The following is a 19,829-nucleotide window of genomic DNA, read 5'->3' on the forward strand; positions in this document are numbered from 1 at the left end:
GGGTTTAGGGTTTTACGGTCATGGCGTAAACGACATTATTCCCTCGTTTTCAGACATGCCTGGTCGCGGAGGACACCCCATCTTCGCAAAGCTGTTCCTCGGCTTGGCTTACAGGCCGCTCGCGCGACAGGCTATGGCGATCTCCCACGGCAGGGTTTGGCGCTCTCAATTTATTGCCGGAATGCGGGCGATGACTTTTATTTCAAAGTCAAAACCGGCGAGCCAGTTTACGCCAAGCGCAGTCCAATTCGGGTAGGGCGGCTTACCGAAAATCTCTTCCTTGACAGCCATGATCGTTCCGAACTGGTTTTCAGGGTCGGTGTGGAAAGTGGTGATGTCGACGATATCGTCCATCGTGCACCCCCCTGCGCTCAGCGTCGCGTTCAGATTTTCAAAAGCCAGCCGTACTTGGCGTTCGAAATCGGGCTCGGGTGTTCCATCGGAACGGCTGCCAACCTGTCCGGACACAAACAGCAGATCACCAGATCTAATAGCGGCGGAATAGCCGTGCTCTTCGTAAAGAATGTGCCTGTTGGCGGGAAAGATTGCTTCGCGCTGGGTCATTTTGATCTCTCTTTGTCATGAGCAACGAGCGATGAGAAGCGGAGTAATGCTTCACAAGCGCGCCTCAAGTTGACATACGGTACGTATGTGGATTACTCGACATACGTACCGTATGTCAATCCCATATACGCACCGTATATGAATTTGAAGGATTGAATGGCGAAGACACGCAGCGAAACGATGCAGGAAAACCGCGGCAAGTTGATAGCGGCTGCACGAAAGGCTTTTGCCGAAAAAGGGTATTCCGCAGCGTCAATGGACGAGCTGACAGCTGACGCCGGTCTGACGCGAGGCGCGCTTTACCACAACTTCGGCGACAAAAGCGGGCTCCTGGCCGCGGTTGTCGAGCAGATCGACACCGAAATGGCAGCACGTGCCAAAGAGATTGGTGCGCGGGCGGGTAACGAATGGCTGGGCCTGCTGGCCGAGGGTGCGGCCTATATCGAGATGGCGCTAAATCCGGAAGTCCAACGCATCGTTCTGCTCGATGGACCTGCGGTATTGGGGGACCCATCGCAGTGGCCCAGCCAGAACAGTTGTCTACAGGTGACCAAGAGCACTGTGGAGCGCCTTATAGCACACGGCGTCCTCAAACCGCTTGACGTCGAGGCGGTGGCCCGACTGCTGAGCGGCGCGGCTCTCAACGCTGCTCTCTGGATTGCGGCGAGCGAAAACCCGCAAAGCGTGCTGCCGAAGGCTGTCGAGGCTTTTCATGCCTTGGCGGCAGGTTTCCTTTTACAGCGTTTGTGATCCACCAGGCCAAAGTGACACTTCCAGACTGAGACTACAGCGTCGCTGCATACGCGTTGAAGCGACACCCTTCACCAACACGGAGGCATGCCTACGTCCTGAAAGATGCCCTGTAGTCGCGCGGCGCCATGCCTCTCAAGGCACGAAACTGTCGATTGAAGTTGGCGAGATTGTCGTAGCCGACATCCGCTGCGATCCGGGTGATCGGCTGCTCGGTTCCGGACAGGCGGGCGCAGGCATCGCCGATGCGCAACCGCGTGACATAGGCGGAAACGGTCGTGTTCGTGTGCTTGGAAAACATCCGGTGCAGGCCGGATTGGCTCAGCGCCGCGAGGTCGGCGAGATCGCGCATCCGTATCGGCCGGGCATAGTGCTGGTGCAGGTGCAGCAGCACGCGGTCGATGCGCGAACGGCTGTCTGCTGTTGGCTGAGGTGCGACGGTCGACAGCGGCTCCGCGTGCTTGTGCTCGGCGAGATCGAGGAGCATGCGCAGCACAACCATCAGCCGTGCGGCCGGGTCAAGCATCAATGCGTGCTCGAACCGTGACGTCAGCGCGCGCCCGGCCTCCGGCCCGAAGGACAATCCCGGCGCGGCCTTGGCGAAAAGTTTCCGGACCGAGGCAAATTCCACCGTGCTTCCGAGAAAACCGTCGATCCAGTCCTGGCGGAACCAGAAGACCAGCGCCCGGTGCGGCTGGCTGTCGTCCAGCTTCATGCGCGATGACCAGGTATGCGGCAGGTTCGGCCCGACGAGCACGAGGTCGCCATGCTCATAGGTGCCGACATGGTCACCGATGAAGCGCTGGCCGCGGGAATTGAGCGTCAGCGTCAATTCATATTCGGGATGATGGTGCCATTCGAACGGGATCGCCGCGTCGAGCCGGCGGTTGAGCGTCGACAGCGACGAATCCGGCGTCACCGGCAGTTTTTCGAGATAGGGTCTCAGCATGCTCCAACAGCCCGTATGACGCCAGAATAGTATCAGTTTTATCCCGGAGAAGACAAGAATGGCGGCGCAAAAGTTCTATCCTTCCATCATCGCCTGATCGACAGGTAGACCTCAACGGGAGAGCACCATGGACGCCGCGCGCACCATCCTTCGCGACAGTCATCCGACCGCCAAAGCCGCCACGCAGTTGAAGGACATCCAGAAAGCATTGCCGCTGCGCGTGCTGTCCCAGACCGATTGGCAGCATTGGGTGACCAAGGGCTATGTCATCGTCCGCCAGGTGGTGCCGTCGGCCAATGTCGAGCGGCTCGTCGACCTGCTCTGGGCCTTCGACGAGAAGGACCCCGAGGACGCCTCGACCTGGTATGCGCCGCAGCGCCGCGAGCACAAGATGAAAGAGCTCAACAATACCGGCATGCTGGAAATCTATAACCACCAATATCTCTGGGACAACAGGATGGAGCGCCGCGTCTACGACACCTTCGTCGACATCTGGGATCGCGAGGACCTCTGGGTGACCATCGACCGCGCCAATCTCAACCCGCCGAAGAAGCTCAAAGGCAATCCCAACGGCTTCATCCATTGGGACGTCGACACCTCGATCCGGCCGCTGCCGATCGGCGTGCAGGGCGTGCTGAGCCTGAAGAAACAGGACGGCGATGTCGGCGGCTTCCAATGCGTGCCGTATCTGTTCGAGCATTTCGACGAATGGGTCAAAACCCAGCCCGATGACCGCGACCCGATGCATCCGAATATGACCGGCCTCTCCGTCGTCAATATCGACATGGAGCCGGGCGACCTGATGATCTTCAACTCGCTGCTGGCCCACGGCGTCCGCCCGAACCATTCCGACAGCCGGGTGCGCATGGCGCAATATATCTCCATGCATCCGGCCGAGTTCGACAATGAAGCCGAGCGGTTGGAGCGCATCCGGCTATGGCGCGAACTGGACCATCCGCAGCGCGATGCCTTTCCGGGCGATCCGCGGGAGTGGGAGAAGAAGAATGCCGGGGTGGCTGAGCTTTCGCCGCTAGGCGAGAAACTGCTTGGGCTGAAGGCCTGGTGATTGAGCGGATCGAGACGTCCGCAGAGAGGCGGCGTCCATTTGGCCGATATTGGCCCATTGCGGACGAGTGAGTCGTCCGCAATGGCGTTTGTGTGGGCGGTCAACCGTCAGCCAGTCGAACATCCCCGACCTTGACGCGGCTACCGGAGATGGTCGGCGCCTTCCGGTCTGGATCAGGACGACACCGCCGAGGATCAGGCCCAGCGTGCGAGTGCGGCATAGGCGCGGTACATTGTCTTGTTCTTTTGTCCGCGCGTACGACGCTCTCTCGAAAAGCATGGATCCGCACGAATGATCTCCTGACCCGTCAGACGGAGCGCATCAGGCCGCCGTCGACCTTGAGGCTTTGTCCGGTGATGTAGCTCGCGCCGTCAGAGGCGAGGAAGGCGATCGTGGCGGCCACCTCGGCGCTGGTGCCGTAGCGTTTCATCGGCACGCTATCGCGCCGCGCGTCGGTCTGCGGCAGGCTGTCGATCCAGCCCGGCAGCACGTTGTTGATACGGATATTGTCGCCCGCATAGGTGTCGGCATAGACCTTGGTGTAGGCGGCAAGGCCGGCGCGGAAGACGGCCGAGGTCGGGAACATCGGCGTCGGCTCGAACACCCAGGCCGTCGAGATATTGACGATCGAACCGGATTTCTGCGCCTGCATGATCGGCGTCACCAGGCGCACCGGGCGGATGACGTTCATCAGATAGACATCCATGCCCGCGTGCCACTGCTCGTCGGTGATTTCGATGATCGGCGCGCGCGGTCCGTGGCCGGCGCTGTTGACGAGGACATCGACGCGGCCCCATTTCTCGACCGTCGCATCGACAAGGCGCTTGAGATCGTCGTTCGACTGGTTGGACCCGGTCACGCCGATACCGCCCAATTCCCTGGCGAGCGCCTCGCCTTTGCCCGACGAGGACAGGATCGCGACCTTGTAGCCATCCGTCGCAAGGCGCCTGGCGGCTTCCGCGCCCATGCCGCTGCCGCCAGCCGTGATGATCGCAACTTTTTCTACTGCCATGGTCGTTTCCTCTTCGGTGTTGTCTCGATTGATCGATTGTGATCATTCAAATATCATGGCCGTCGCGCGAGGGTCGCATGAGTTCTGCTTTCGTCTTCCTGTAGAAAAACTATTGCCAAGTATCCCATGCCCGGAAACCTTCCTTCACTGAACGGCCTCAAGGCCTTCGACGCCGCGGCCCGTCACCTGAGCTTTAGGCTGGCGGCCGAGGAACTCGGCGTCACCCAGGGCGCGGTCGCCCAGCATGTGCGAGGTCTGGAGGCTGAACTGGGCGTCAAGCTGTTCGAACGTCTGCCGAAGGCGCTGGCACTGACCGGAGAAGGCCGGAGCTATATCGCCGATGTCAGCCGGGCATTCGAGCTGATCTCGAACGCGACGGCGAATCTCAAGCCTCAGCCCGTCAAGCTGACGGTCAGCACCACCCCGACATTCGCATCGAAATGGCTGATCCCGCGCTTGCCGGACTTCACCGAACGGCATCCCGGCGTCGATCTCCATATCCTCGCCACGGATCGCATTTCCAATTTCCAGGCGGATGGCGTCGATCTGGCGATACGGTACGGCAAGCCGCCCTTCGGACCCGGCCTCGCCGCCGAACTGCTGTTCGAGCAGGAGATCGTCGCTGTGTGCAGCCCGCACCTGGTTCCGGAAGGTCAGGAGCCGGAGAATACGGAGGCCCTGGCCCGATACACGCTTCTCCACGACACCCATAACTTCTGGCCGGAATTCATCGACAAATATCTCGGCGGCGGCGAACAGGCGTGGTTCAAGGGGATCAGCTTCAGCCACACATCGCATGCCATCGAGGCGGCCATCGCCGGACAGGGCATCGCGCTCGCGACAAGGAGTTTCGTGTCGCTCGACATCCAGCAGGGACGGCTGAGCCAGGTGTTCGATCAGTCGCTGCATGCACGCGCGGACTTCTATTGCGTATGGCCGCGGTACCGGAAATCGGAGGCGGTGGAGAGGCTCCGGGGATGGATGCGGTCACGGGTCGCGGCGTGACGCCATTCATGGCGCGAGCCGGGTTCCGTGCCAGCCCTCGGACAAGCGGACGAAGGCATGTCTGCGATGTGGCTCGGCCGAGAGATCAAGCCACTCGATACGGGCGAGCGTGACGGCAACAAGCGCGAAACGGTCGTATGGATCGGCCGACGCGTCCGCTGTCGCATTGCCGCCCAAGGCAGCGCCGTGCTCATCGAGCCCGGTGCCCGGCGCGAGCGGCGCGTCGAACAGGACCAACGTCCTGTTTCGCAGCGCTTCCCAAACGCTTCGCTTCTCGGCCTCGTCTTCGACGATGGCAGCCGTCCCGGAAAGGCGGAGTTGCGTCGAGCCGGCACCGTCGAATCCCACCAGCGAGACCCGGGGATCGCGCCGTATCTCGGCGACTTTTGGCGAGCGCAGGTCGGTGACGAAGGACAGCGTGCCGGCGCGGACGTCGCATCTTCTGAGCACCACCGTGCGGAGCTCGGGAGCGCCGTCCAGCCCGATGGTCGCCAGTTGCAGAAAATTGAATGGCGAGCGGCTCCGCGCTGCGGCTTCGAGTTGCGACCAGGCATGCTGAAGAAGGGTTGTTGTCATCACTCGCTCCATAACCCCTCACTGTTCCGAGATGTCGATGAAGTCAAGGTCCGTGAGCCGCGGCATCGTGGCTTGCGGGTCGTCCGCTGTCGGCGCGAAGCTGCCGTGGCGTCTCGACCGGAAGAGGCCGGCTCCCGCTGTTCTGCTTCTGGTGCCTCATCTTCGCAAGCCAATGCAATGCTCCAATCCATCGTCACCCATTGACGTGGGCATTTTTCAGCACAATAGGGTCAAGCCGAAAAATGTGCTAACCGCCAGCCGAACAACAACAGGAGTGTCATAGTGAGCGAACCGACCGTAGCCGATGCAACAAACCGCATTTATGAATCGCTCCAGGCGGACAATGCCGACATCGACATGCATATCGCGACTCTCAAGGCAGCGTTGACGCAAGCGGGTTTGAAAGAGGCCGTATTCGACCCGGCCAGGCTCGTGCAGAACAACCGGTCCGGCCGGAAGCTGATGCAGGCCTACTTTCGGCAGCGGGGCGTGACGGTGAAATTCTCGGCTTCGTAACGACTTCCTCAGACGTCAGATGGGCAGCAGCAGACGACGGGGAACATGCCGGGAATGCTCGCCGAGGCGATCAGCGCGTCCCGGAGCATTCGGCAGCCAAGGGTAAATGAAGTCTGCAATTGACACATTGCAACTGGAGGCGTTCGGCCGACTTTGGCCCTATCCGGTCATTCCTGCCCATGATACGCGTCGCGCCTGACAAACAGACATCATGAGGCACGGGAAAACATGAAAGCGGCGCTTGTCATTATCGATATGCAGATGTTGATGCAGCATCGCCTCGATGCCGGAAGAGATCACGTCAACGGTGAAGCGCCGAATGCGGTTGCCGCTTTGGCTGCTGCGGCCCGCGAGACAGGCCGAAGCGTGATCCATGTGCGCCACGCCGAGCCCGATCCGGCATCGCCCATGCACCATGGCGCACCGGATCAAAAGGTCATGCCCTGCGCGGAAGCGATTGGCGATGAACCGATTTTCGTCAAGCGGACGTCATCGCCCTTTGCCTCCACCGACCTGGAAAAACACCTCCGCAACAACGGCATCGACACGCTCTTCGTGACGGGCGCTGTCGCCGGCTTCTGCGTCAATACGACCGTTCGCGTCGGGTGTGACCTCGGCTTCAAGATGATCGTCGTTCATGACGCCGTCCTGGGATTCGACATGCCGTCTGAAAACCTGTCGGCGCGCACCATTTTCGATGTCACGATGGCGCATCTGAAGTCTGATTTCGCCGAGATTGTCGACAGTTCCTCCGTCATCGATGAATGGCGCTGAGTCCCGAATGGCGCATTGCGAATAGGACGAACCGCAGCTTCTGGCCGATCGAGGCCACTCGCAAATCGAGTGAGCCCACGCTCGGCCGATCTCTCACCCATCCAGCCACGCCTCCAGCCCGGCCAGCGTCTGCAGGCCGTATTCCACCGCGCCGAAGCCGATGACCTCCTGGCGCCGTTCGCGGCTGGGGTGGAGCTGGCGTAGCGTCAGCACCGTCTTGCCGTCGGCCTGTTCATCAAAGGTCACCGTGGCGCGGAAGCGATGGGGGTCGTCAGGGTCGGGCGTGCCATAATCCATGACGATCCGCTCGTTCGGCACGATTTCCAGGAAGCGCATGAGGTTGGGGAAGCGCTGTTCCTTGCCCTCGAACACGCCCACCATGTCGAACCGCCAGATCCCGCCCTCGCGGATATCGGCCTCGTGGCTCTCGATCGTGAGGCCGGCCGGACCATACCACTCGGCCAGCGCGCGTGGGTCCATCCAGGCGGCAAAGACTTTTGCGCGCGGGTGGTTCAAGAGCTTGACSAGCACGATTTCGCGATCGAGCGACCAATCAAACAGGTTCGCCATGTCCTTCACCATCCTCCTCGGCCCCGTTCAATTCGGGCCTATCCAAATAGACTTCCAGGCGATCCAGTCGCGCCGTCCAGCGTCGGCGCTCCGCTTCCATCCAGTCCGCCGCCTCGTCGAAGCGCGCCTCGACCAGCCGGCACCAGCGGCTGCGCCCGCGCTTTTCGCTGGCGATCAGTCCGCAATCTTCCAGCACCTTCAGATGCTGGGCGAAGGAGGGCAGCGCCATGCCGAAGGGCTCGGCGAGCACGCTGACCGGCACTTCGCCGTCAGCCAGCCGCGACACCACCGCGCGGCGGGTCGGGTCGCTGAGCGCATGAAAGGCAAGATCGAGCGGGGTCGAATGATAAGGCATAGGACTTATTAAAACGCATTTTGGCGTAGGTCAAGGAAAGAAAGGCACTTGCCTTAGTGTTTCGCTCCGGATATGAAGGTACTTGCCTTACTATCCGGCCGCCCGACATCGAGGCGGTTATGCAACCACACACAAGGAGGACTGCCATGGCTGTTCGTGTCGATCTGATACTCTCGCTCGACGGTTTCGCGACAACGACGGACCAGACGCCGGAAAACCCGTTCGGCGAGGACTGGTCGCGTCTCGTCGGCGCCTATGTTGCCACCAAAACGTTCCGCGAGCGCGTGTTCAAGGATACGACCGGTGCCGGCACGACAGGCATCGACGATGACTACGCGCGGGAATATTTCGAAAATATCGGCGCCGAGATCATGGGCGCCGGCATGTTCGGCCTGCACAATTTTCCCGACGATCCGAACTGGCGCGGCTGGTGGGGCGACGAGCCGCCATTCCGCTGCCCGGTCTTCGTACTGACCCACAAACCACGGCCCTCGCTGGACATGGCCGGCGGCACGACGTTCCATTTCCTCGACACCTCGCCGGCCGATGCGCTCGAGCGCGCTGTCGCCGTGGCCGGCGGCAAGGATGTGCGGGTGGGCGGCGGTCCGACCGTCGTGGGCGACTTCCTCAAGGCGGGCCTTGTCGATCGCCTCCATGTCGCCATCACGCCGATCCTGCTCGGGCGCGGCATCCGCCTGTGGGACGATCTGCGCGGCCTGGAGGCTGGCCACACGGTCAAGTCGGAGACGGCGGAGAGTGGGACTATTCACCTGACGTTCCAGCGGTAAGGGAGAGGAGACAGCGCATCTCCGGCGGCCATGTTTGGCCGCCGGTGCCTCAGATGCGCGGATCTCCGATTTCAGTCCAATCGAAGACGATGCCGATGTCGCCGGTCGGGCCGGCGAGCAGCGTTTCGTAGACATGCACGGCATCGACGGGAGAGACGGTACGCGAGGTCAGGCGCGCTACGTTCATTCGCCCCCGGCGCAGGTAGTCGAAGAAAAGCGTCGTCATCTCTGCTGCCGACCAGGGGCCGAACGGTGTCGCCTGCCCAGGACGTGTCAGGCCGTGAACGCCGAGCATGGACAGGGTGTCGCCGACGACGCGCGGTCCTGAGCATGTCGACACTGATGGCACGGGCCGAGATCAAGCAGGGGCGGCTGTTGCCCGCGGCCGGGCAGCCGGCCTCGGATGGATGGAGATCGGCGTCGGGCCGAAACATTTCGTCGACCCCAGGGGTGGGCTCAGATCGTCCGTGTATAGGGTGCGCTGGCTCGAGCCTGCGACAGCCTGAGCGCCACGGGGATGGCGATAAAGGCCGCCACCGCGGCCATACCGACGGCCGCAACGAGCCAGAGCGACGATACGACACCGACCGACGACAGCGATGCCGACATCGCAAACGGCGCAACCGCCGCCGGCACCTGCTTGGCGAAGGTCGACCATCCGATCAGCTTGCCGTAACCCCGCCGACCGAACAGTTCCAGCGGCAGCGTGCCGCCGACAATGCTGGTCAACCCGGAGCCGAGACCGGCTGCCACGGCGAACAGCACGGCCCCGGCAAACCATGGTGAGGTCCAGAGCAGGATGGCCAGGCCGATCGGCAGCAGCGACGCCGCGATCACCGCGAGCCATGCCTGCGACAGTCCGCGCCCGAAGAACAGGTTGACGAGGCGGCTCGCCAACTGCGCCGGGCCGAAGAGTGTCGCGACAATGAGTCCCGACGCGCCGAGGCCCAGCGCCTGGGTCAGCGGCACCAGTTGCGCCAGCACGGCGGAAAGCGCGTAGCCCTCGATGGCGAAGCCGGCAAGCATCAGGCCGAACAGGAGCATATTGCCCGGCGGCGGCAGCTCGCCCTCGGTTGCCGGTTCCGGATTTGCAAGGATTGTCGGGATCGTCAGGCGCGACAGCGCCAGATGCAGCGGAAAGCAGATGACGAGGTTGGCGGCGGCGAAAGCCATGAATATCGCGCGCCATGTGAGGAAGGTGTGCAGCCATGCGGTCAGCGGCCAGAACAAGGTCGAGGCGAAGCCGGCGATCAGCGTCAGGTGGACGATGGAGGCACTTGCGGTCCTGCCGCCGGCCTGCACGATCGCCGTGAACGCCGTGGCGTAGAGCACGGTCGCCGCCACCGCCTGCATGGCGATCAGCGACAGCGCGAGAGTAATGGGACCGGGGGATGCGGCGGCCAAGGCGAGTGTCAGCGCGGCGGCGGCCGATCCGCCGGCCATCATCCGGCCGGCGCCGAACCGGTCAGCCAGGCGCCCCGCGGCCGGCGCCAGGAAGCTGCCGATCAGAAGCGCCAAAGAGAAGGCTCCGAACACCCATGCATTCGATTTGCCGAGATCCCGCGCCATATCGGCGGCGAGGATGCTGAAGGCATAATAGAGCGTGCCGTAGCCGACGATCTGGGTCGTGCCCAGCCCGGCCAGCGCCCAGAGCGGAAGTTTTCGGTCCATCCGTTCAGGCGACCCGCTTGCCTTGGGCGTCGAGCACGCGCTCGCCATCCTCCTTGATGAATTCCGAGGTGAACATCTCGGCCGGGATGACGTCGAGCACGGCCTCGGACGGCCGCGACAGGCGCGTGCCCAGGGGCGTGACGACGAACGGCCGGTTGATCAGGATGGGCGTCGCCAGCATGGCATCCATGAGCTCGCCATCGGTCAAAGCCGGGTTGTCGAGGCCGAGCTCGGCGTAGGGCGTGCCCTTTTCACGGATCGCCTCGCGCACCGTCAGCCCGGCATCGGCGATCATCTTCGCCAGCTCTCCGCGCGAGGGCGGGGTCTTGAGATATTCGACCACGGTCGGCTCGATGCCGGCGTGGCGGATGATTGCCAGCGTGTTGCGCGACGTGCCGCAATCAGGGTTGTGGTAGATGGTGACGGGGAAGCTCATGGTGTGCTTTCGAGGTTTTTGAGGGAGGATGGGGAGGCGGATTCGGCCAGCAGCCAGCCCGCCACCACCATGGCCAGCAGGGCGCCGAGGGTTTCCGCGACGATGAAGCCGGGCAGGTCGAGCGGGCGAATGCCGGCGAATGTGTTGGAGAAGGCGCGGGCGATGGCCACGGCCGGGTTGGCAAAAGAGGTCGAGGCGGTGAACCAGTAGGCGGCGGTGATGTAGAGGCCGACGAGCCACGGAATGGCCTCGCCCCTGAACCGCAGCCCCAAAAGGATGGTCATCAAAAGGCCAAAGGTGGCGACCGCTTCCGCGAGCCATTGGCCCGTTCCGGTGCGGGCTGTCAGCGAGAGCTGCAGCAGCGGCAGCTCGAACATGGCATGCGCCAGCCAGGTGCCGAAAATACCGCCGAGGACCTGTGCCAGCATATAGGCGCCGGCCTCGGCTGCCGTCAGCTGGCGGCGAAGGGAGAAGACCAGCGTCACGACGGGATTGAAATGCGCGCCCGAAATCGGCCCCAACAGGGTGATCAGGACCATCAGCATGGCGCCGGTGGGGATGGTGTTGCCGAGCAGCGAGACGGCGGTGTCGTGGCTGAGCCTGGCAGCCATGATGCCCGAGCCGACCACAGTGGCAACGAGCGTGGCGGTGCCGAGCAATTCCGCGCCCAGCCGGCGCGAGAGATCGAACGTGTTCATCCTGCCAGCTCCCGGCTCATCAAGGCGGCCGAGGACGGGCACAGACCCGCCGCCTGGCGCGTTTGCAGGATCGCCGCGGGCGCATCGGTTCGGTCGATCCGGGCGAAGCCCAGCCGCTCGAAGAACGATGCAGCACTCGTGGTCAGCAGGTAAGCCTGCCGTGCCCCTGCGGCATAGGCCTTGCCCAGCAACATCGATGTGGCGGCTTGCCCATCGCCGTGGCGACGCCGGTCCGGATGGATGACCAGCGAGCGCAGCAACATGTTTGCGCCATAGAGTTCAAAGCCGCCGAAGCCAACGGTTTCCGGCCCGTCGACGATGCGGAAGAAGGTCCGGCCGCCCTCACCGAGGTCATCGACCGGCAGGCCTTCCGCCGCCAGGGCCGCGCGGAAATCCGGCTCGGTGCCGGTGATGGGTTCGAGCAGAAGCGCAACCATTCAGGCCACCTCGGGGGTTCGGCGGCTGGTGCCATCCGGGGCACCTGGCCCCTGGGTCTCGCTGGTGAAGCGGTCGTTCATGGTGTCAGTTCCTTCGTGGCAGTTGAACAGCAGGCGGAGACTTCGCGGGCCGGTGCACAGATCCCGGGATGGCCGGCGCAGCAGTCCTCCATCAGAAAGCGGACCAGTGCTCCGAGCGCGTCGAAGCTCGCGGTATAGATGATCGAGCGGGAGGCCCGCTGTTGCGTGACCAGACCGGCCCGCTCCAGTTCCTTGAGGTGGAACGAGACATTGGTGGCGGAGACGCCGACTTTTTCCGCGATCGATCCGGCCGCCATGCCGTCCGGCCCGGCGATCACCAGCGCCCGGACGATCCTGAGCCTCGTTTCCTGCGACAATGCGCCGAATGACAAGAGGGCTTGACGTTCTTCCATATTTCAACAATCCTAAAAGTATCGAAATAAGGAATAGCGCAAATGGAAATGGTTCTCAATAGCCAATCGGCACCTGACGGCAGCCAATCGGCGCCTGACGGCATCGACCTCGGCCTGCTGCTCGCGGCGCTGGACGCCAATCCCGATGCCCCGCTGGTCTTCTCCTATGACGGCAGCGACATCAGGCCGGGCTATCACATCACCGAGGTCAAGGCCGGGCAGTTCTCGGCACTCGACTGCGGCGCCAATCCGGAAGCCTGGTCAGAGATTTTCGTGCAGCTCTGGGACATAGACGAAGACGCCCGCACGCATATGGCCGCGAAAAAGTTCGCGTCAATCGTCCGCAAGGTATCGGAGCATGTTGCGCTCGACGGTTCCGCCAGGCTGACCTTCGAGGTCAGCGACGGCGTGGCGCCGATGCAACTGCACAAGGCGGCTTCGCCCACCCTCAGCGACGGCGTCCTGCACGTGGCCCTCGATGCGCGCCCGGCGAGCTGCAAGCCTCGCGACCGCTGGCTGGCCGAGACGGCTCAGCAGACATCGGCCTGCTGCGGGCCATCGGTGGCGGGAGCGAGGTGCTGCGGCTGAGAGTGCCAGCTGTTGGTGCCAGGATGTGCATCGTCCGCCATGGCAAGCGTGGTCGCATGCAGCACCATCGCCGCTCCCAGGTCTTGCCCTATCCTGCCGCCGACCGACGGTCCGCGAGAGACCGTCGCCACTCCCTCCCCGCGCTAGGCACCTGGGATTGACAGTCTCGTCTTCTGTCGTCCGTCACCGTCGAAATTCTCCGGGGCGAGCCAGCGCAGATATTCCTGCCTGATCTCCGGCCAGTCCTCGCTGGTCATTGCGAACCACGCCGTGTCGCGATTTTGGCCCTTGGCCACCATGTGGTTTCGAAACACGCCCTCGAAGCGGAATCCAAACCGGATCGCCGCCTTCTTGGAGGGTTCGTTCAGGTTGTTGCATTTCCATTCGAAGCGGCGATAGCCAAGTTCGTCGAACACATATTGGGCGAAGAGGAAGAGCGCCTCGGTGCAGACGGTGCTTCTCGCTATCGCCGGACCCCACAAAATGTTGCCGATCTCGATCACGCCATGGGTGGCATCGATCCGCATCAAGGCCTGACGACCCTCGGCGGTGTTGGTTCTCTTGTCGATGACGGCAAAGAACATCGGATCATCCGCAGAAGACGCTTTCTCGAGCCAGTCGTAAAAATCCCGGTCGCTGGATGGCGTCGATTCGAACAGATAGCGAAAACGATCATCCGCGCCGGGCGCCTTTGCCGATCGCAGCAATTGCTCACCGTGCTGCGCCGGGTTCAAAGGCTCCAGGCGCGCGTAACGCCCTTCCAGGGGTTTTCGCGCCGGCTTTGCCACGCCTGTCCAGGTCGAAAGATCCATATTTCTGGTCACCTCATTCCGATAACGATCATCGCAAGCTTGTTTGCGGATGCGCATATGAGACCGATCGGCCTGTCCGGTCTTGCCAACTGTTGTCGCCAATCAGACAGGATTATTGGCTTGGGGCTGCTCCGGCGCTCAATGACCGCGCCTGGCCGGGTGTCATGCCGAAAAATTCCCGGAATGCCACGCCGAAGGCAGGCACACTGTTGAATCCGGCGATCGCCGCGGCTTTGGACGGTGTTGCTCCAACGCTCAAGGCGCTCAGCGCCTCCGTCAGGCGCGCCTGCTGCCGCCATTGGCGAAAGCTGAGGCCGGTTTCGGCGCGGAAGAGCCGCGCCAATGTCCGGCTCGACGCATTGCCGACCTCGGTCCATTCCTCCAGGCCGCGATTGTCGTTGGGCCGATCGCGCAGAACGGTCACGACGCGTCTGAGCCGCGCATCTCGGGGAAGAGGCAGATCGAGCGGCATGGTGGTGGATTTTTCGATCTCGCTGATCACCAGTTCGGCGAGATGATGGCCGCGTCCGTTCGGGTTCCAGTCCAGCGGCTCCGCACAGACCGCGACGATCAATTCCCGAAGCAGCGGCGTCACGACGATGACCCTGGACCGGCTGCCGAGCCGCTCCGTCGCATCCTCCCGCAGGAAGAGTTCACGCATCGCCACAGGTCCGTCCATCCGCACCGCATGTTCCACATCGGCCGGCAGCAGCAGCGCCGTTGTCGGCGGCACCACATAGTTCGAGCCACGGGTTTCGACGCGCATGACGCCGGAAATCGCATAGACCAATTGCGCCCGCGGATGGCTGTGGAAGCCGGTCGCCAGGCCGGACGGATAGTCATGCGCGAAACCGACGATCGGTCGCTCAGCCGTCTCGAACGGCAAGATCTCGGCCTGTCTGGTTGGCAACAGGAATTGTCCAGATGTTTCCATTCGGCAAGTGTAGGCTTTTGTCTGCATCTTGCAAGGATGCGGTTCCAAACGAGGTGGGAAAGATGAGCACCGGGCTTTTCAAGGAAATCGGATATGTGACGGCGGATCAACTGGTGGACGGACCGATCACACCAGGACAAAACCGCCGCAAGGCGCTCGAGGCCGGGAACCTCTGGGTCGGCCAATGCCATGTCACGGCGCTGGCGGCGCCCAGCCAATGGCATCATCACCAGGAATTCGACAGCGTCATGTATATGCTCTCCGGCCGCATTCGCGTCGACTTCGGCGAGAATGGCGAAAAGTCCTTCGAGATCGGCAAAGGCGATTATGCCTATTTCCCCCGCCGCGCCATCCACCGCTGCCAGATCATCGAAGGCGGAGACGATGTCCACTATGTCTTCGTGCGGGTGGGTGAAGGCGAGACGGTCGTCAATGTCGACGGCCCCGGCGCCTTCGCGCCAGAGGTCACACCGCAATCCAAGGTCGCCTGAGAACGGAGCGGCCCGATGGACCAGCCTTCAGGCGCCCTTCGGGCTAGAGATCGAAATTGGTCGGCATCATCACGACATCCCGGATCGTCATGCCACGCGGCCGCGTCAGCATGAACAGGATCACTTCCGCGACCTCGGCGGCCTCCAGCAGGCTGCCGGAATCCTTGGCCTCCTGGAGTTTTTCGGCAGGCCAGTCCGCCAGCAGCGAGGTGATCACCGGCCCCGGTGAGATCGAGCCGACGCGGATGCCGTGTTTGAACACCTGACGCCGCGTCGTCTGGACAAAACAATTGATCGCCCATTTCGATGACGCATAGACGGGCTCCCAAGGGGTCGGGTAGTGCGCGGCGAGCGAACTGGTGACGATGATATCGCCCGATCCTCGCTCGATCATGTGCGGAAGTACGTCGTGGACGTTCTTCATGACGACGTTGACATTGAGGGTCAGCATCCTGTCCATCGCCGCAGTGTCATTGTCGACCAGGTCACCGCCGACATAAGACCCCGCATTGGCGTGAAAAATGTCGAGCCGGCCAGCCGCTTCCAGTATCTTCGGCGCCAAAGTGGCGCAATCCCTGGCGTCAAGAAGGTCGATCACCAGCGGGATGATGGCTGGGCCATGCTTTTCACGCGCCCGGTCCAGCGCCGCCTTGTCGCGATCGATCACCACCACTTGCGCACCGGCGGCCAGCATCGCCTCAGTGCTTGCAAGCCCGATGCCCGACGCCGCCCCGGTGACGGCCGCAACCTTGCCTTCCAGCTGTTTCGCCATTTCGATTTCCTCCCATGCTTCGCTCGTGGGCATGACGGTAAGTCCTGCTGCCCGGACGCACAACCCGGTTGTTGGAAATGAATGTCTGTGCGGTCAAGATAGACGCGATAGCCGCTTCGGATATCTAGGCCGGTCGCCCGCCGTTCAACACCTTGTCGACCGCCTCGGCGACGATCGCCCGTTGATGCTCCGGCGTCCAATACTTCTCGTCCAGCAGTGCATAGACCAGAATTCCATCGCACTGCACCAGCAAGGCATCGGCGATCCGGCGGGCATCCTTGAGCGAATGTCCCAGCAGCCTTATCCACTTCACGTGCTTGTCGCGCATGAAGGTGTGGATATTCTGGTGGATCGCCTGGAGTTCCGGTGACGTCTGAGTCAAGGCCCAGAAAGCGAGCCAGACGGAAAGCTGACGGCGACGAGACGGGTCGATGGGCAGGAAGGCCTCGAGGCACGCGGTGATCTCGTCGCGGTCCAGTGTCGTCGGCCAGCGGATTTCCTTCTTGGATTTGTCCCAGGCGTATTCGACGGCGGCCTGCACCATGGCAGCGCGGCTCGGAAAGTGGTGCGTTATCAGGCCGATGGTCGCACCAGCACGCTCGGCCACCTTGCGCATGCTGAGATTGGCGACGCCTTCGTCGGCGATGRCGTCGCAGACGGCATCGACGATGCGCCTGATCGGATCGTCCTCTTGCAGCTTCGCGTTCGCCTTCTTCTGCAGCATCGCCTGTCCAAAAGTCCCCGTTTCCATCCCTCAATAACTTTCCCGTCGCCCCCAGGCAAAGCGATAATGATTCGATCAGCCAGTTGACCACACACATAACACTTGTTATGCGTATAATAACGATCGTTATCTATCACCATAACACTTGTTATGGAAGTCCTGCCGCTGGACGGTTTCGAGGAGTGATGACATGCCGAACGCGTCGAAGCATCCGCTGGAACAGTCCTACGATTACATCGTCGTGGGTGCCGGCTCCGCAGGTTGCGTGATCGCCAATCGTCTGTCGGCAGACCCTGATGCCAGGGTCCTGGTGCTCGAAGCGGGCGTCCGCGACCGCAGCCTTTTCATCCACATGCCCGCCGGCGTCTACAAAGTCTGGAACGACCCGAAACTCAACTGGAACTATGCGAGCGCGCCGGAAGGCGAGATGGATGGCCGGGAAATCCCGGTGCCGCGCGGCAAGGTCCTCGGCGGCAGCTCGTCGATCAACTCCATGGTCTATCTGAGAGGGCACCCATCCGACTACGATCGCTGGGCGAGCGAGTTCGGTCTGCCGGCCTGGGATTACGCCCACTGTCTCCCCTATTTCAAGAAGGCCGAGCGCAACCAGCGCGGAGAGAACCCCTGGCACGGCGGCTCCGGTCCGCTTGGCGTCAGCAAGGGCTCCTCGGCGAGCATATTGTACGATGCCTTCGTCGCCGCTGGCGACGAGGCCGGCATCGGCACTTCCGACGACCTCAATGGCTATAAGCCCGAAGGGCTCGGCCATTACGACAGCACGAAATGGAACGGCCGCCGCTGTTCCGCCGCGGTCGCTTACCTCCATCCCGCGGCCGCGCGGCCGAATCTGACGATCGTCACCGAAGCACTGGTCGAGAAAGTTGTCATCGAAGCCGGGCGCGCGCGATCGATCATCGTCCGTCACGGCGGCGGGCAGTACATCGTTCGTGCGGACCGCGAGATCGTGCTGAGCGGGGGAGCGATCAACTCGCCGCAATTGCTGATGTTGTCCGGGATCGGTCCGGCTCAATCGCTTCGGCGCATTGGCATCGAGGTCCATGCCGACGTCCCGGGTGTCGGGCAGAACCTCCAGGACCATATCGATCTGGTGATGCAATGGAGTTGCCCCAAGGCGGTCACGCTGAAGCACCTCGCCAATCCGTTGATCAAGGCCTTCGTCGGCGCGCGCTGGCTGCTCAACAGAAGCGGCCCGGTCGCGTCAAACATCTGGGAGGCTGGCGGGCTCGTGCGGACCGAGAGCGGCCTGCCGGCTCCGAATATCCAATACCATTTCGCCCCCGTGGCAATGCGCTATGTCGGCAATGCCATCCGGCTCGAGCAGGGTTTCCAAATGCATGTGAGCCAGCTCAGGCAGGACGCCCGCGGTCACATTGAACTGGCGAGCGCCGATCCGTCGAGGCCACCACGCATCGTCTTCAATTTCCTGCGGACGGAGAAGGACAAGCGAGAACTCGTCGACGGTGTCTTGATGGCGCGCCATATCGTCAACCAACCGGCGCTGCGTGAATTCCTGGGCAAGGAACTGGTTCCCGGCCCGTCCGCGGAGACCCGGGAGGACATCCTGCGCTTCGTCCAGAGCTTGAGCGAGACGGAGTTCCATCCGAGCTGCTCTTGCCGGATGGGCACAGACGATCTCGCCGTGGTCGACACCGATCTCAAGGTCAGGGGCGTGGACGGACTTCGGGTCGTCGACGCCTCGGTCATGCCGAACGTGATCAGTTCGAACCTCAACGCCACCGTGATCATGATGGCCGAAAAGGCCGCCGACAGCATAAGCGGGATTCCGGCCCTCAAACCGGAACGTCCGCGCTTCTTCTTCGACGAGAAGCACGTCGCCTGAGACCACGAGGTCTCGGACCCGGCTTCCCATCGCTGCGCATGCCAAGCTCAACAAAAAGGGAACCGAAATGCTGAAATATCTCTTCGCCGCGGGCATCAGCCTGCTTTCTATCACACCTTCGATTGCTCAGGCCGCCGAGCCCCAGAGCTGCAAACAGGTCCGCTTTTCGGACGTCGGCTGGACGGACATCACGTCGACGACGTCGATCTCGTCGATCATACTCGGGGCGCTGGGATACGAGCCGCGCAGCATCATGCTCTCCATCCCGGTGACCTATGCAAGCCTCAAGCGCAAGGACATCGACGTCTATCTCGGTGACTGGGAGCCTGCCATGGTGCAGGACCGCAAGCCCTATATCGAGGACAAGTCGATCACCGTGGTCGGCCCCAATCTCGAAGGCGCGAAATACACGCTTGCGGTGCCGAAGGCTGCGTTCGATGCCGGCGTCAAGGATTTTGCCGACCTGCAGAAATTTGCCGACAAATTCGACCGGAAGATTTACGGCATCGAGCCGGGAAGCACGGGCAACAACATGATCCAGGCAATGATCGACAAAAACCAGTTCGGCCTGAAGGGATGGAGACTGATCGAATCCTCCGAACAGGCCATGCTCACCCAGGTCGACCGCGAGATCAGGCAGGATGGCTGGATCGTCTTCCTCGGATGGGAACCTCATCCGATGAACACGAAATACAAGATGTCCTACCTCTCGGGCGGCGATGCTACCTTCGGCCCGAACTACGGTGGCGCGACTGTTTACACCAACATCCGCTCCGACTTCGTCACACAATGCCCGAATGCGACCCGGTTCCTGCAGAACCTGAAGTTCTCGCTGAAAATGGAAAACGAGATCATGGACGCCATCCTCAATCACGGCGCCGAGCCCAAAAAAGCCGCAGCCGCCTGGCTCAAGGCGCATCCGGACGTCGTCAAACCATGGCTCGACGGCGTGACGACATTCGACGGCAAACCCGCGCTTGACGCCGTCGAAAGCGCCGTGAAGGGCTGATGTCGAATTCGGGAACTGGCGCTCGGAGAATTGGCGA

Annotated in this window: 26 protein-coding genes; 10 read left to right on the plus strand and 16 right to left on the minus strand. The window is 62.4% G+C overall.

Annotated elements, in window-relative coordinates:
* Positions 1 to 165: 165 nt before the first annotated feature.
* The gene (locus tag AC1DYF_RS18105) at positions 166 to 564 is read right to left on the minus strand and encodes a RidA family protein (protein ID WP_477878137.1); all 399 of its coding nucleotides are present in this window, start codon (positions 562 to 564) and stop codon (positions 166 to 168) included.
* A gap of 156 nt (positions 565 to 720) precedes the next feature.
* Between AC1DYF_RS18105 and AC1DYF_RS18110 the strand changes: the two genes are divergently transcribed.
* On the plus strand, positions 721 to 1,314 hold the full coding sequence (locus tag AC1DYF_RS18110; RefSeq protein ID WP_477878138.1) for a TetR/AcrR family transcriptional regulator: 594 nt from the start codon (positions 721 to 723) through the stop codon (positions 1,312 to 1,314).
* 91 nt (positions 1,315 to 1,405) lie between these two features.
* Here AC1DYF_RS18110 and AC1DYF_RS18115 read toward each other — a convergent pair whose 3' ends face one another.
* On the minus strand, positions 1,406 to 2,263 hold the full coding sequence (locus tag AC1DYF_RS18115; protein ID WP_477878139.1) for a helix-turn-helix domain-containing protein: 858 nt from the start codon (positions 2,261 to 2,263) through the stop codon (positions 1,406 to 1,408).
* Positions 2,264 to 2,390: 127 nt separating this feature from the next.
* Here AC1DYF_RS18115 and AC1DYF_RS18120 point away from each other — a divergent pair, with 127 nt between their 5' ends.
* Complete coding sequence (locus AC1DYF_RS18120) at positions 2,391 to 3,329, plus strand: phytanoyl-CoA dioxygenase family protein (protein WP_477878140.1); 939 nt, start codon at positions 2,391 to 2,393, stop codon at positions 3,327 to 3,329.
* 307 nt (positions 3,330 to 3,636) lie between these two features.
* Here the strand turns inward: AC1DYF_RS18120 and AC1DYF_RS18125 are convergent, their stop codons facing one another.
* Complete coding sequence (locus AC1DYF_RS18125) at positions 3,637 to 4,341, minus strand: SDR family oxidoreductase (RefSeq protein WP_477878141.1); 705 nt, start codon at positions 4,339 to 4,341, stop codon at positions 3,637 to 3,639.
* Positions 4,342 to 4,467: 126 nt separating this feature from the next.
* On the opposite strand from AC1DYF_RS18125, the gene gcvA reads away from it, so the two are divergent.
* Positions 4,468 to 5,346, plus strand: a complete 879-nt coding sequence (gene gcvA, locus AC1DYF_RS18130) for a transcriptional regulator GcvA (RefSeq protein ID WP_477878142.1) — start codon at positions 4,468 to 4,470, stop codon at positions 5,344 to 5,346.
* Between the two features lie 6 nt (positions 5,347 to 5,352).
* Here the strand turns inward: gcvA and AC1DYF_RS18135 are convergent, their stop codons facing one another.
* Complete coding sequence (locus tag AC1DYF_RS18135) at positions 5,353 to 5,922, minus strand: pyridoxamine 5'-phosphate oxidase family protein (protein WP_477878143.1); 570 nt, start codon at positions 5,920 to 5,922, stop codon at positions 5,353 to 5,355.
* A gap of 279 nt (positions 5,923 to 6,201) precedes the next feature.
* Here AC1DYF_RS18135 and AC1DYF_RS18140 point away from each other — a divergent pair, with 279 nt between their 5' ends.
* Positions 6,202 to 6,438, plus strand: coding sequence for a hypothetical protein (locus AC1DYF_RS18140; protein WP_477878182.1), 237 nt, complete (start codon positions 6,202 to 6,204; stop codon positions 6,436 to 6,438).
* A 228-nt stretch (positions 6,439 to 6,666) separates the two neighbouring features.
* Positions 6,667 to 7,212 (plus strand): isochorismatase family protein, encoded by a 546-nt coding sequence (locus tag AC1DYF_RS18145; RefSeq protein WP_477878144.1) that lies wholly within the window; start codon positions 6,667 to 6,669, stop codon positions 7,210 to 7,212.
* A 93-nt stretch (positions 7,213 to 7,305) separates the two neighbouring features.
* Here the strand turns inward: AC1DYF_RS18145 and AC1DYF_RS18150 are convergent, their stop codons facing one another.
* On the minus strand, positions 7,306 to 7,782 hold the full coding sequence (locus AC1DYF_RS18150; RefSeq protein ID WP_477878145.1) for an SRPBCC family protein: 477 nt from the start codon (positions 7,780 to 7,782) through the stop codon (positions 7,306 to 7,308).
* Entirely contained in the window at positions 7,766 to 8,137 is a 372-nt protein-coding gene (locus tag AC1DYF_RS18155) for an ArsR/SmtB family transcription factor (RefSeq protein ID WP_477878146.1), read from the minus strand. The genes AC1DYF_RS18150 and AC1DYF_RS18155 overlap by 17 nt, the downstream gene beginning before the upstream one ends.
* A 146-nt stretch (positions 8,138 to 8,283) precedes the next feature.
* Between AC1DYF_RS18155 and AC1DYF_RS18160 the strand changes: the two genes are divergently transcribed.
* Entirely contained in the window at positions 8,284 to 8,925 is a 642-nt protein-coding gene (locus AC1DYF_RS18160; protein WP_477878147.1) for a dihydrofolate reductase family protein, read from the plus strand.
* A gap of 49 nt (positions 8,926 to 8,974) precedes the next feature.
* Here the strand turns inward: AC1DYF_RS18160 and AC1DYF_RS18165 are convergent, their stop codons facing one another.
* From AC1DYF_RS18165 to AC1DYF_RS18190, 6 genes are all read right to left on the minus strand, one after another.
* Positions 8,975 to 9,265: a hypothetical protein gene (locus tag AC1DYF_RS18165; protein WP_477878148.1), complete on the minus strand. Its 291-nt coding sequence runs from the start codon at positions 9,263 to 9,265 to the stop codon at positions 8,975 to 8,977.
* Positions 9,266 to 9,381: 116 nt separating this feature from the next.
* The gene (gene arsK / locus AC1DYF_RS18170; protein WP_477878149.1) at positions 9,382 to 10,596 is read right to left on the minus strand and encodes an arsenite efflux MFS transporter ArsK; all 1,215 of its coding nucleotides are present in this window, start codon (positions 10,594 to 10,596) and stop codon (positions 9,382 to 9,384) included.
* 4 nt (positions 10,597 to 10,600) lie between these two features.
* A complete protein-coding gene (gene arsC, locus AC1DYF_RS18175) occupies positions 10,601 to 11,032 on the minus strand; it encodes an arsenate reductase (glutaredoxin) (RefSeq protein ID WP_477878150.1) in 432 nt (143 codons plus the stop codon).
* The gene (locus tag AC1DYF_RS18180) at positions 11,029 to 11,730 is read right to left on the minus strand and encodes an aquaporin (protein ID WP_477878151.1); all 702 of its coding nucleotides are present in this window, start codon (positions 11,728 to 11,730) and stop codon (positions 11,029 to 11,031) included. Before AC1DYF_RS18180 ends, arsC begins: the two co-directional genes overlap by 4 nt.
* Positions 11,727 to 12,167, minus strand: coding sequence for an arsenic resistance N-acetyltransferase ArsN2 (gene arsN2, locus AC1DYF_RS18185; protein ID WP_477878152.1), 441 nt, complete (start codon positions 12,165 to 12,167; stop codon positions 11,727 to 11,729). Before arsN2 ends, AC1DYF_RS18180 begins: the two co-directional genes overlap by 4 nt.
* A gap of 77 nt (positions 12,168 to 12,244) precedes the next feature.
* Positions 12,245 to 12,601 (minus strand): ArsR/SmtB family transcription factor, encoded by a 357-nt coding sequence (locus tag AC1DYF_RS18190; protein WP_477878153.1) that lies wholly within the window; start codon positions 12,599 to 12,601, stop codon positions 12,245 to 12,247.
* Between the two features lie 42 nt (positions 12,602 to 12,643).
* Between AC1DYF_RS18190 and AC1DYF_RS18195 the strand changes: the two genes are divergently transcribed.
* Positions 12,644 to 13,189 carry a DUF6428 family protein gene (locus tag AC1DYF_RS18195; RefSeq protein ID WP_477878154.1) on the plus strand — a complete coding sequence of 182 codons (546 nt, stop codon included), beginning with the start codon at positions 12,644 to 12,646 and terminating at the stop codon, positions 13,187 to 13,189.
* Between the two features lie 143 nt (positions 13,190 to 13,332).
* On the opposite strand, the gene AC1DYF_RS18200 is transcribed toward AC1DYF_RS18195, so the two are convergent.
* On the minus strand, positions 13,333 to 14,001 hold the full coding sequence (locus AC1DYF_RS18200; protein WP_477878155.1) for a GNAT family N-acetyltransferase: 669 nt from the start codon (positions 13,999 to 14,001) through the stop codon (positions 13,333 to 13,335).
* Between the two features lie 112 nt (positions 14,002 to 14,113).
* A complete protein-coding gene (locus AC1DYF_RS18205) occupies positions 14,114 to 14,911 on the minus strand; it encodes an AraC family transcriptional regulator (protein WP_477878156.1) in 798 nt (265 codons plus the stop codon).
* 86 nt (positions 14,912 to 14,997) lie between these two features.
* On the opposite strand from AC1DYF_RS18205, the gene AC1DYF_RS18210 reads away from it, so the two are divergent.
* Positions 14,998 to 15,426: a cupin domain-containing protein gene (locus AC1DYF_RS18210; RefSeq protein ID WP_477878157.1), complete on the plus strand. Its 429-nt coding sequence runs from the start codon at positions 14,998 to 15,000 to the stop codon at positions 15,424 to 15,426.
* Positions 15,427 to 15,469: 43 nt separating this feature from the next.
* Here the strand turns inward: AC1DYF_RS18210 and AC1DYF_RS18215 are convergent, their stop codons facing one another.
* Entirely contained in the window at positions 15,470 to 16,198 is a 729-nt protein-coding gene (locus tag AC1DYF_RS18215) for an SDR family oxidoreductase (RefSeq protein ID WP_477878158.1), read from the minus strand.
* A 124-nt stretch (positions 16,199 to 16,322) separates the two neighbouring features.
* Positions 16,323 to 16,949, minus strand: coding sequence for a TetR/AcrR family transcriptional regulator (locus AC1DYF_RS18220; protein ID WP_477878159.1), 627 nt, complete (start codon positions 16,947 to 16,949; stop codon positions 16,323 to 16,325).
* Positions 16,950 to 17,112: 163 nt separating this feature from the next.
* Here AC1DYF_RS18220 and AC1DYF_RS18225 point away from each other — a divergent pair, with 163 nt between their 5' ends.
* Entirely contained in the window at positions 17,113 to 18,783 is a 1,671-nt protein-coding gene (locus tag AC1DYF_RS18225; RefSeq protein ID WP_477878160.1) for a choline dehydrogenase, read from the plus strand.
* Positions 18,784 to 18,850: 67 nt separating this feature from the next.
* A complete protein-coding gene (gene choX / locus AC1DYF_RS18230; RefSeq protein ID WP_477878161.1) occupies positions 18,851 to 19,792 on the plus strand; it encodes a choline ABC transporter substrate-binding protein in 942 nt (313 codons plus the stop codon).
* Positions 19,793 to 19,829: the final 37 nt, after the last annotated feature.

Source organism: Rhizobium sp. P2_G9, assembly GCF_056403475.1.

Bases quoted from the DNA above. Each gene is read 5' to 3' on its own strand.
- AC1DYF_RS18105 (WP_477878137.1), bottom strand. From the start codon at position 564: ATGACCCAGCGCGAAGCAATCTTTCCCGCCAACAGGCACATTCTTTAC.
- AC1DYF_RS18110 (WP_477878138.1), top strand. From the start codon at position 721: ATGGCGAAGACACGCAGCGAAACGATGCAGGAAAACCGCGGCAAGTTG.
- AC1DYF_RS18115 (WP_477878139.1), bottom strand. From the start codon at position 2,263: ATGCTGAGACCCTATCTCGAAAAACTGCCGGTGACGCCGGATTCGTCG.
- AC1DYF_RS18120 (WP_477878140.1), top strand. From the start codon at position 2,391: ATGGACGCCGCGCGCACCATCCTTCGCGACAGTCATCCGACCGCCAAA.
- AC1DYF_RS18125 (WP_477878141.1), bottom strand. From the start codon at position 4,341: ATGGCAGTAGAAAAAGTTGCGATCATCACGGCTGGCGGCAGCGGCATG.
- gcvA (WP_477878142.1), top strand. From the start codon at position 4,468: ATGCCCGGAAACCTTCCTTCACTGAACGGCCTCAAGGCCTTCGACGCC.
- AC1DYF_RS18135 (WP_477878143.1), bottom strand. From the start codon at position 5,922: ATGACAACAACCCTTCTTCAGCATGCCTGGTCGCAACTCGAAGCCGCA.
- AC1DYF_RS18145 (WP_477878144.1), top strand. From the start codon at position 6,667: ATGAAAGCGGCGCTTGTCATTATCGATATGCAGATGTTGATGCAGCAT.
- AC1DYF_RS18155 (WP_477878146.1), bottom strand. From the start codon at position 8,137: ATGCCTTATCATTCGACCCCGCTCGATCTTGCCTTTCATGCGCTCAGC.
- AC1DYF_RS18160 (WP_477878147.1), top strand. From the start codon at position 8,284: ATGGCTGTTCGTGTCGATCTGATACTCTCGCTCGACGGTTTCGCGACA.
- arsK (WP_477878149.1), bottom strand. From the start codon at position 10,596: ATGGACCGAAAACTTCCGCTCTGGGCGCTGGCCGGGCTGGGCACGACC.
- arsC (WP_477878150.1), bottom strand. From the start codon at position 11,032: ATGAGCTTCCCCGTCACCATCTACCACAACCCTGATTGCGGCACGTCG.
- AC1DYF_RS18180 (WP_477878151.1), bottom strand. From the start codon at position 11,730: ATGAACACGTTCGATCTCTCGCGCCGGCTGGGCGCGGAATTGCTCGGC.
- arsN2 (WP_477878152.1), bottom strand. From the start codon at position 12,167: ATGGTTGCGCTTCTGCTCGAACCCATCACCGGCACCGAGCCGGATTTC.
- AC1DYF_RS18190 (WP_477878153.1), bottom strand. From the start codon at position 12,601: ATGGAAGAACGTCAAGCCCTCTTGTCATTCGGCGCATTGTCGCAGGAA.
- AC1DYF_RS18195 (WP_477878154.1), top strand. From the start codon at position 12,644: ATGGAAATGGTTCTCAATAGCCAATCGGCACCTGACGGCAGCCAATCG.
- AC1DYF_RS18200 (WP_477878155.1), bottom strand. From the start codon at position 14,001: ATGGATCTTTCGACCTGGACAGGCGTGGCAAAGCCGGCGCGAAAACCC.
- AC1DYF_RS18210 (WP_477878157.1), top strand. From the start codon at position 14,998: ATGAGCACCGGGCTTTTCAAGGAAATCGGATATGTGACGGCGGATCAA.
- AC1DYF_RS18215 (WP_477878158.1), bottom strand. From the start codon at position 16,198: ATGGCGAAACAGCTGGAAGGCAAGGTTGCGGCCGTCACCGGGGCGGCG.
- AC1DYF_RS18225 (WP_477878160.1), top strand. From the start codon at position 17,113: ATGCCGAACGCGTCGAAGCATCCGCTGGAACAGTCCTACGATTACATC.
- choX (WP_477878161.1), top strand. From the start codon at position 18,851: ATGCTGAAATATCTCTTCGCCGCGGGCATCAGCCTGCTTTCTATCACA.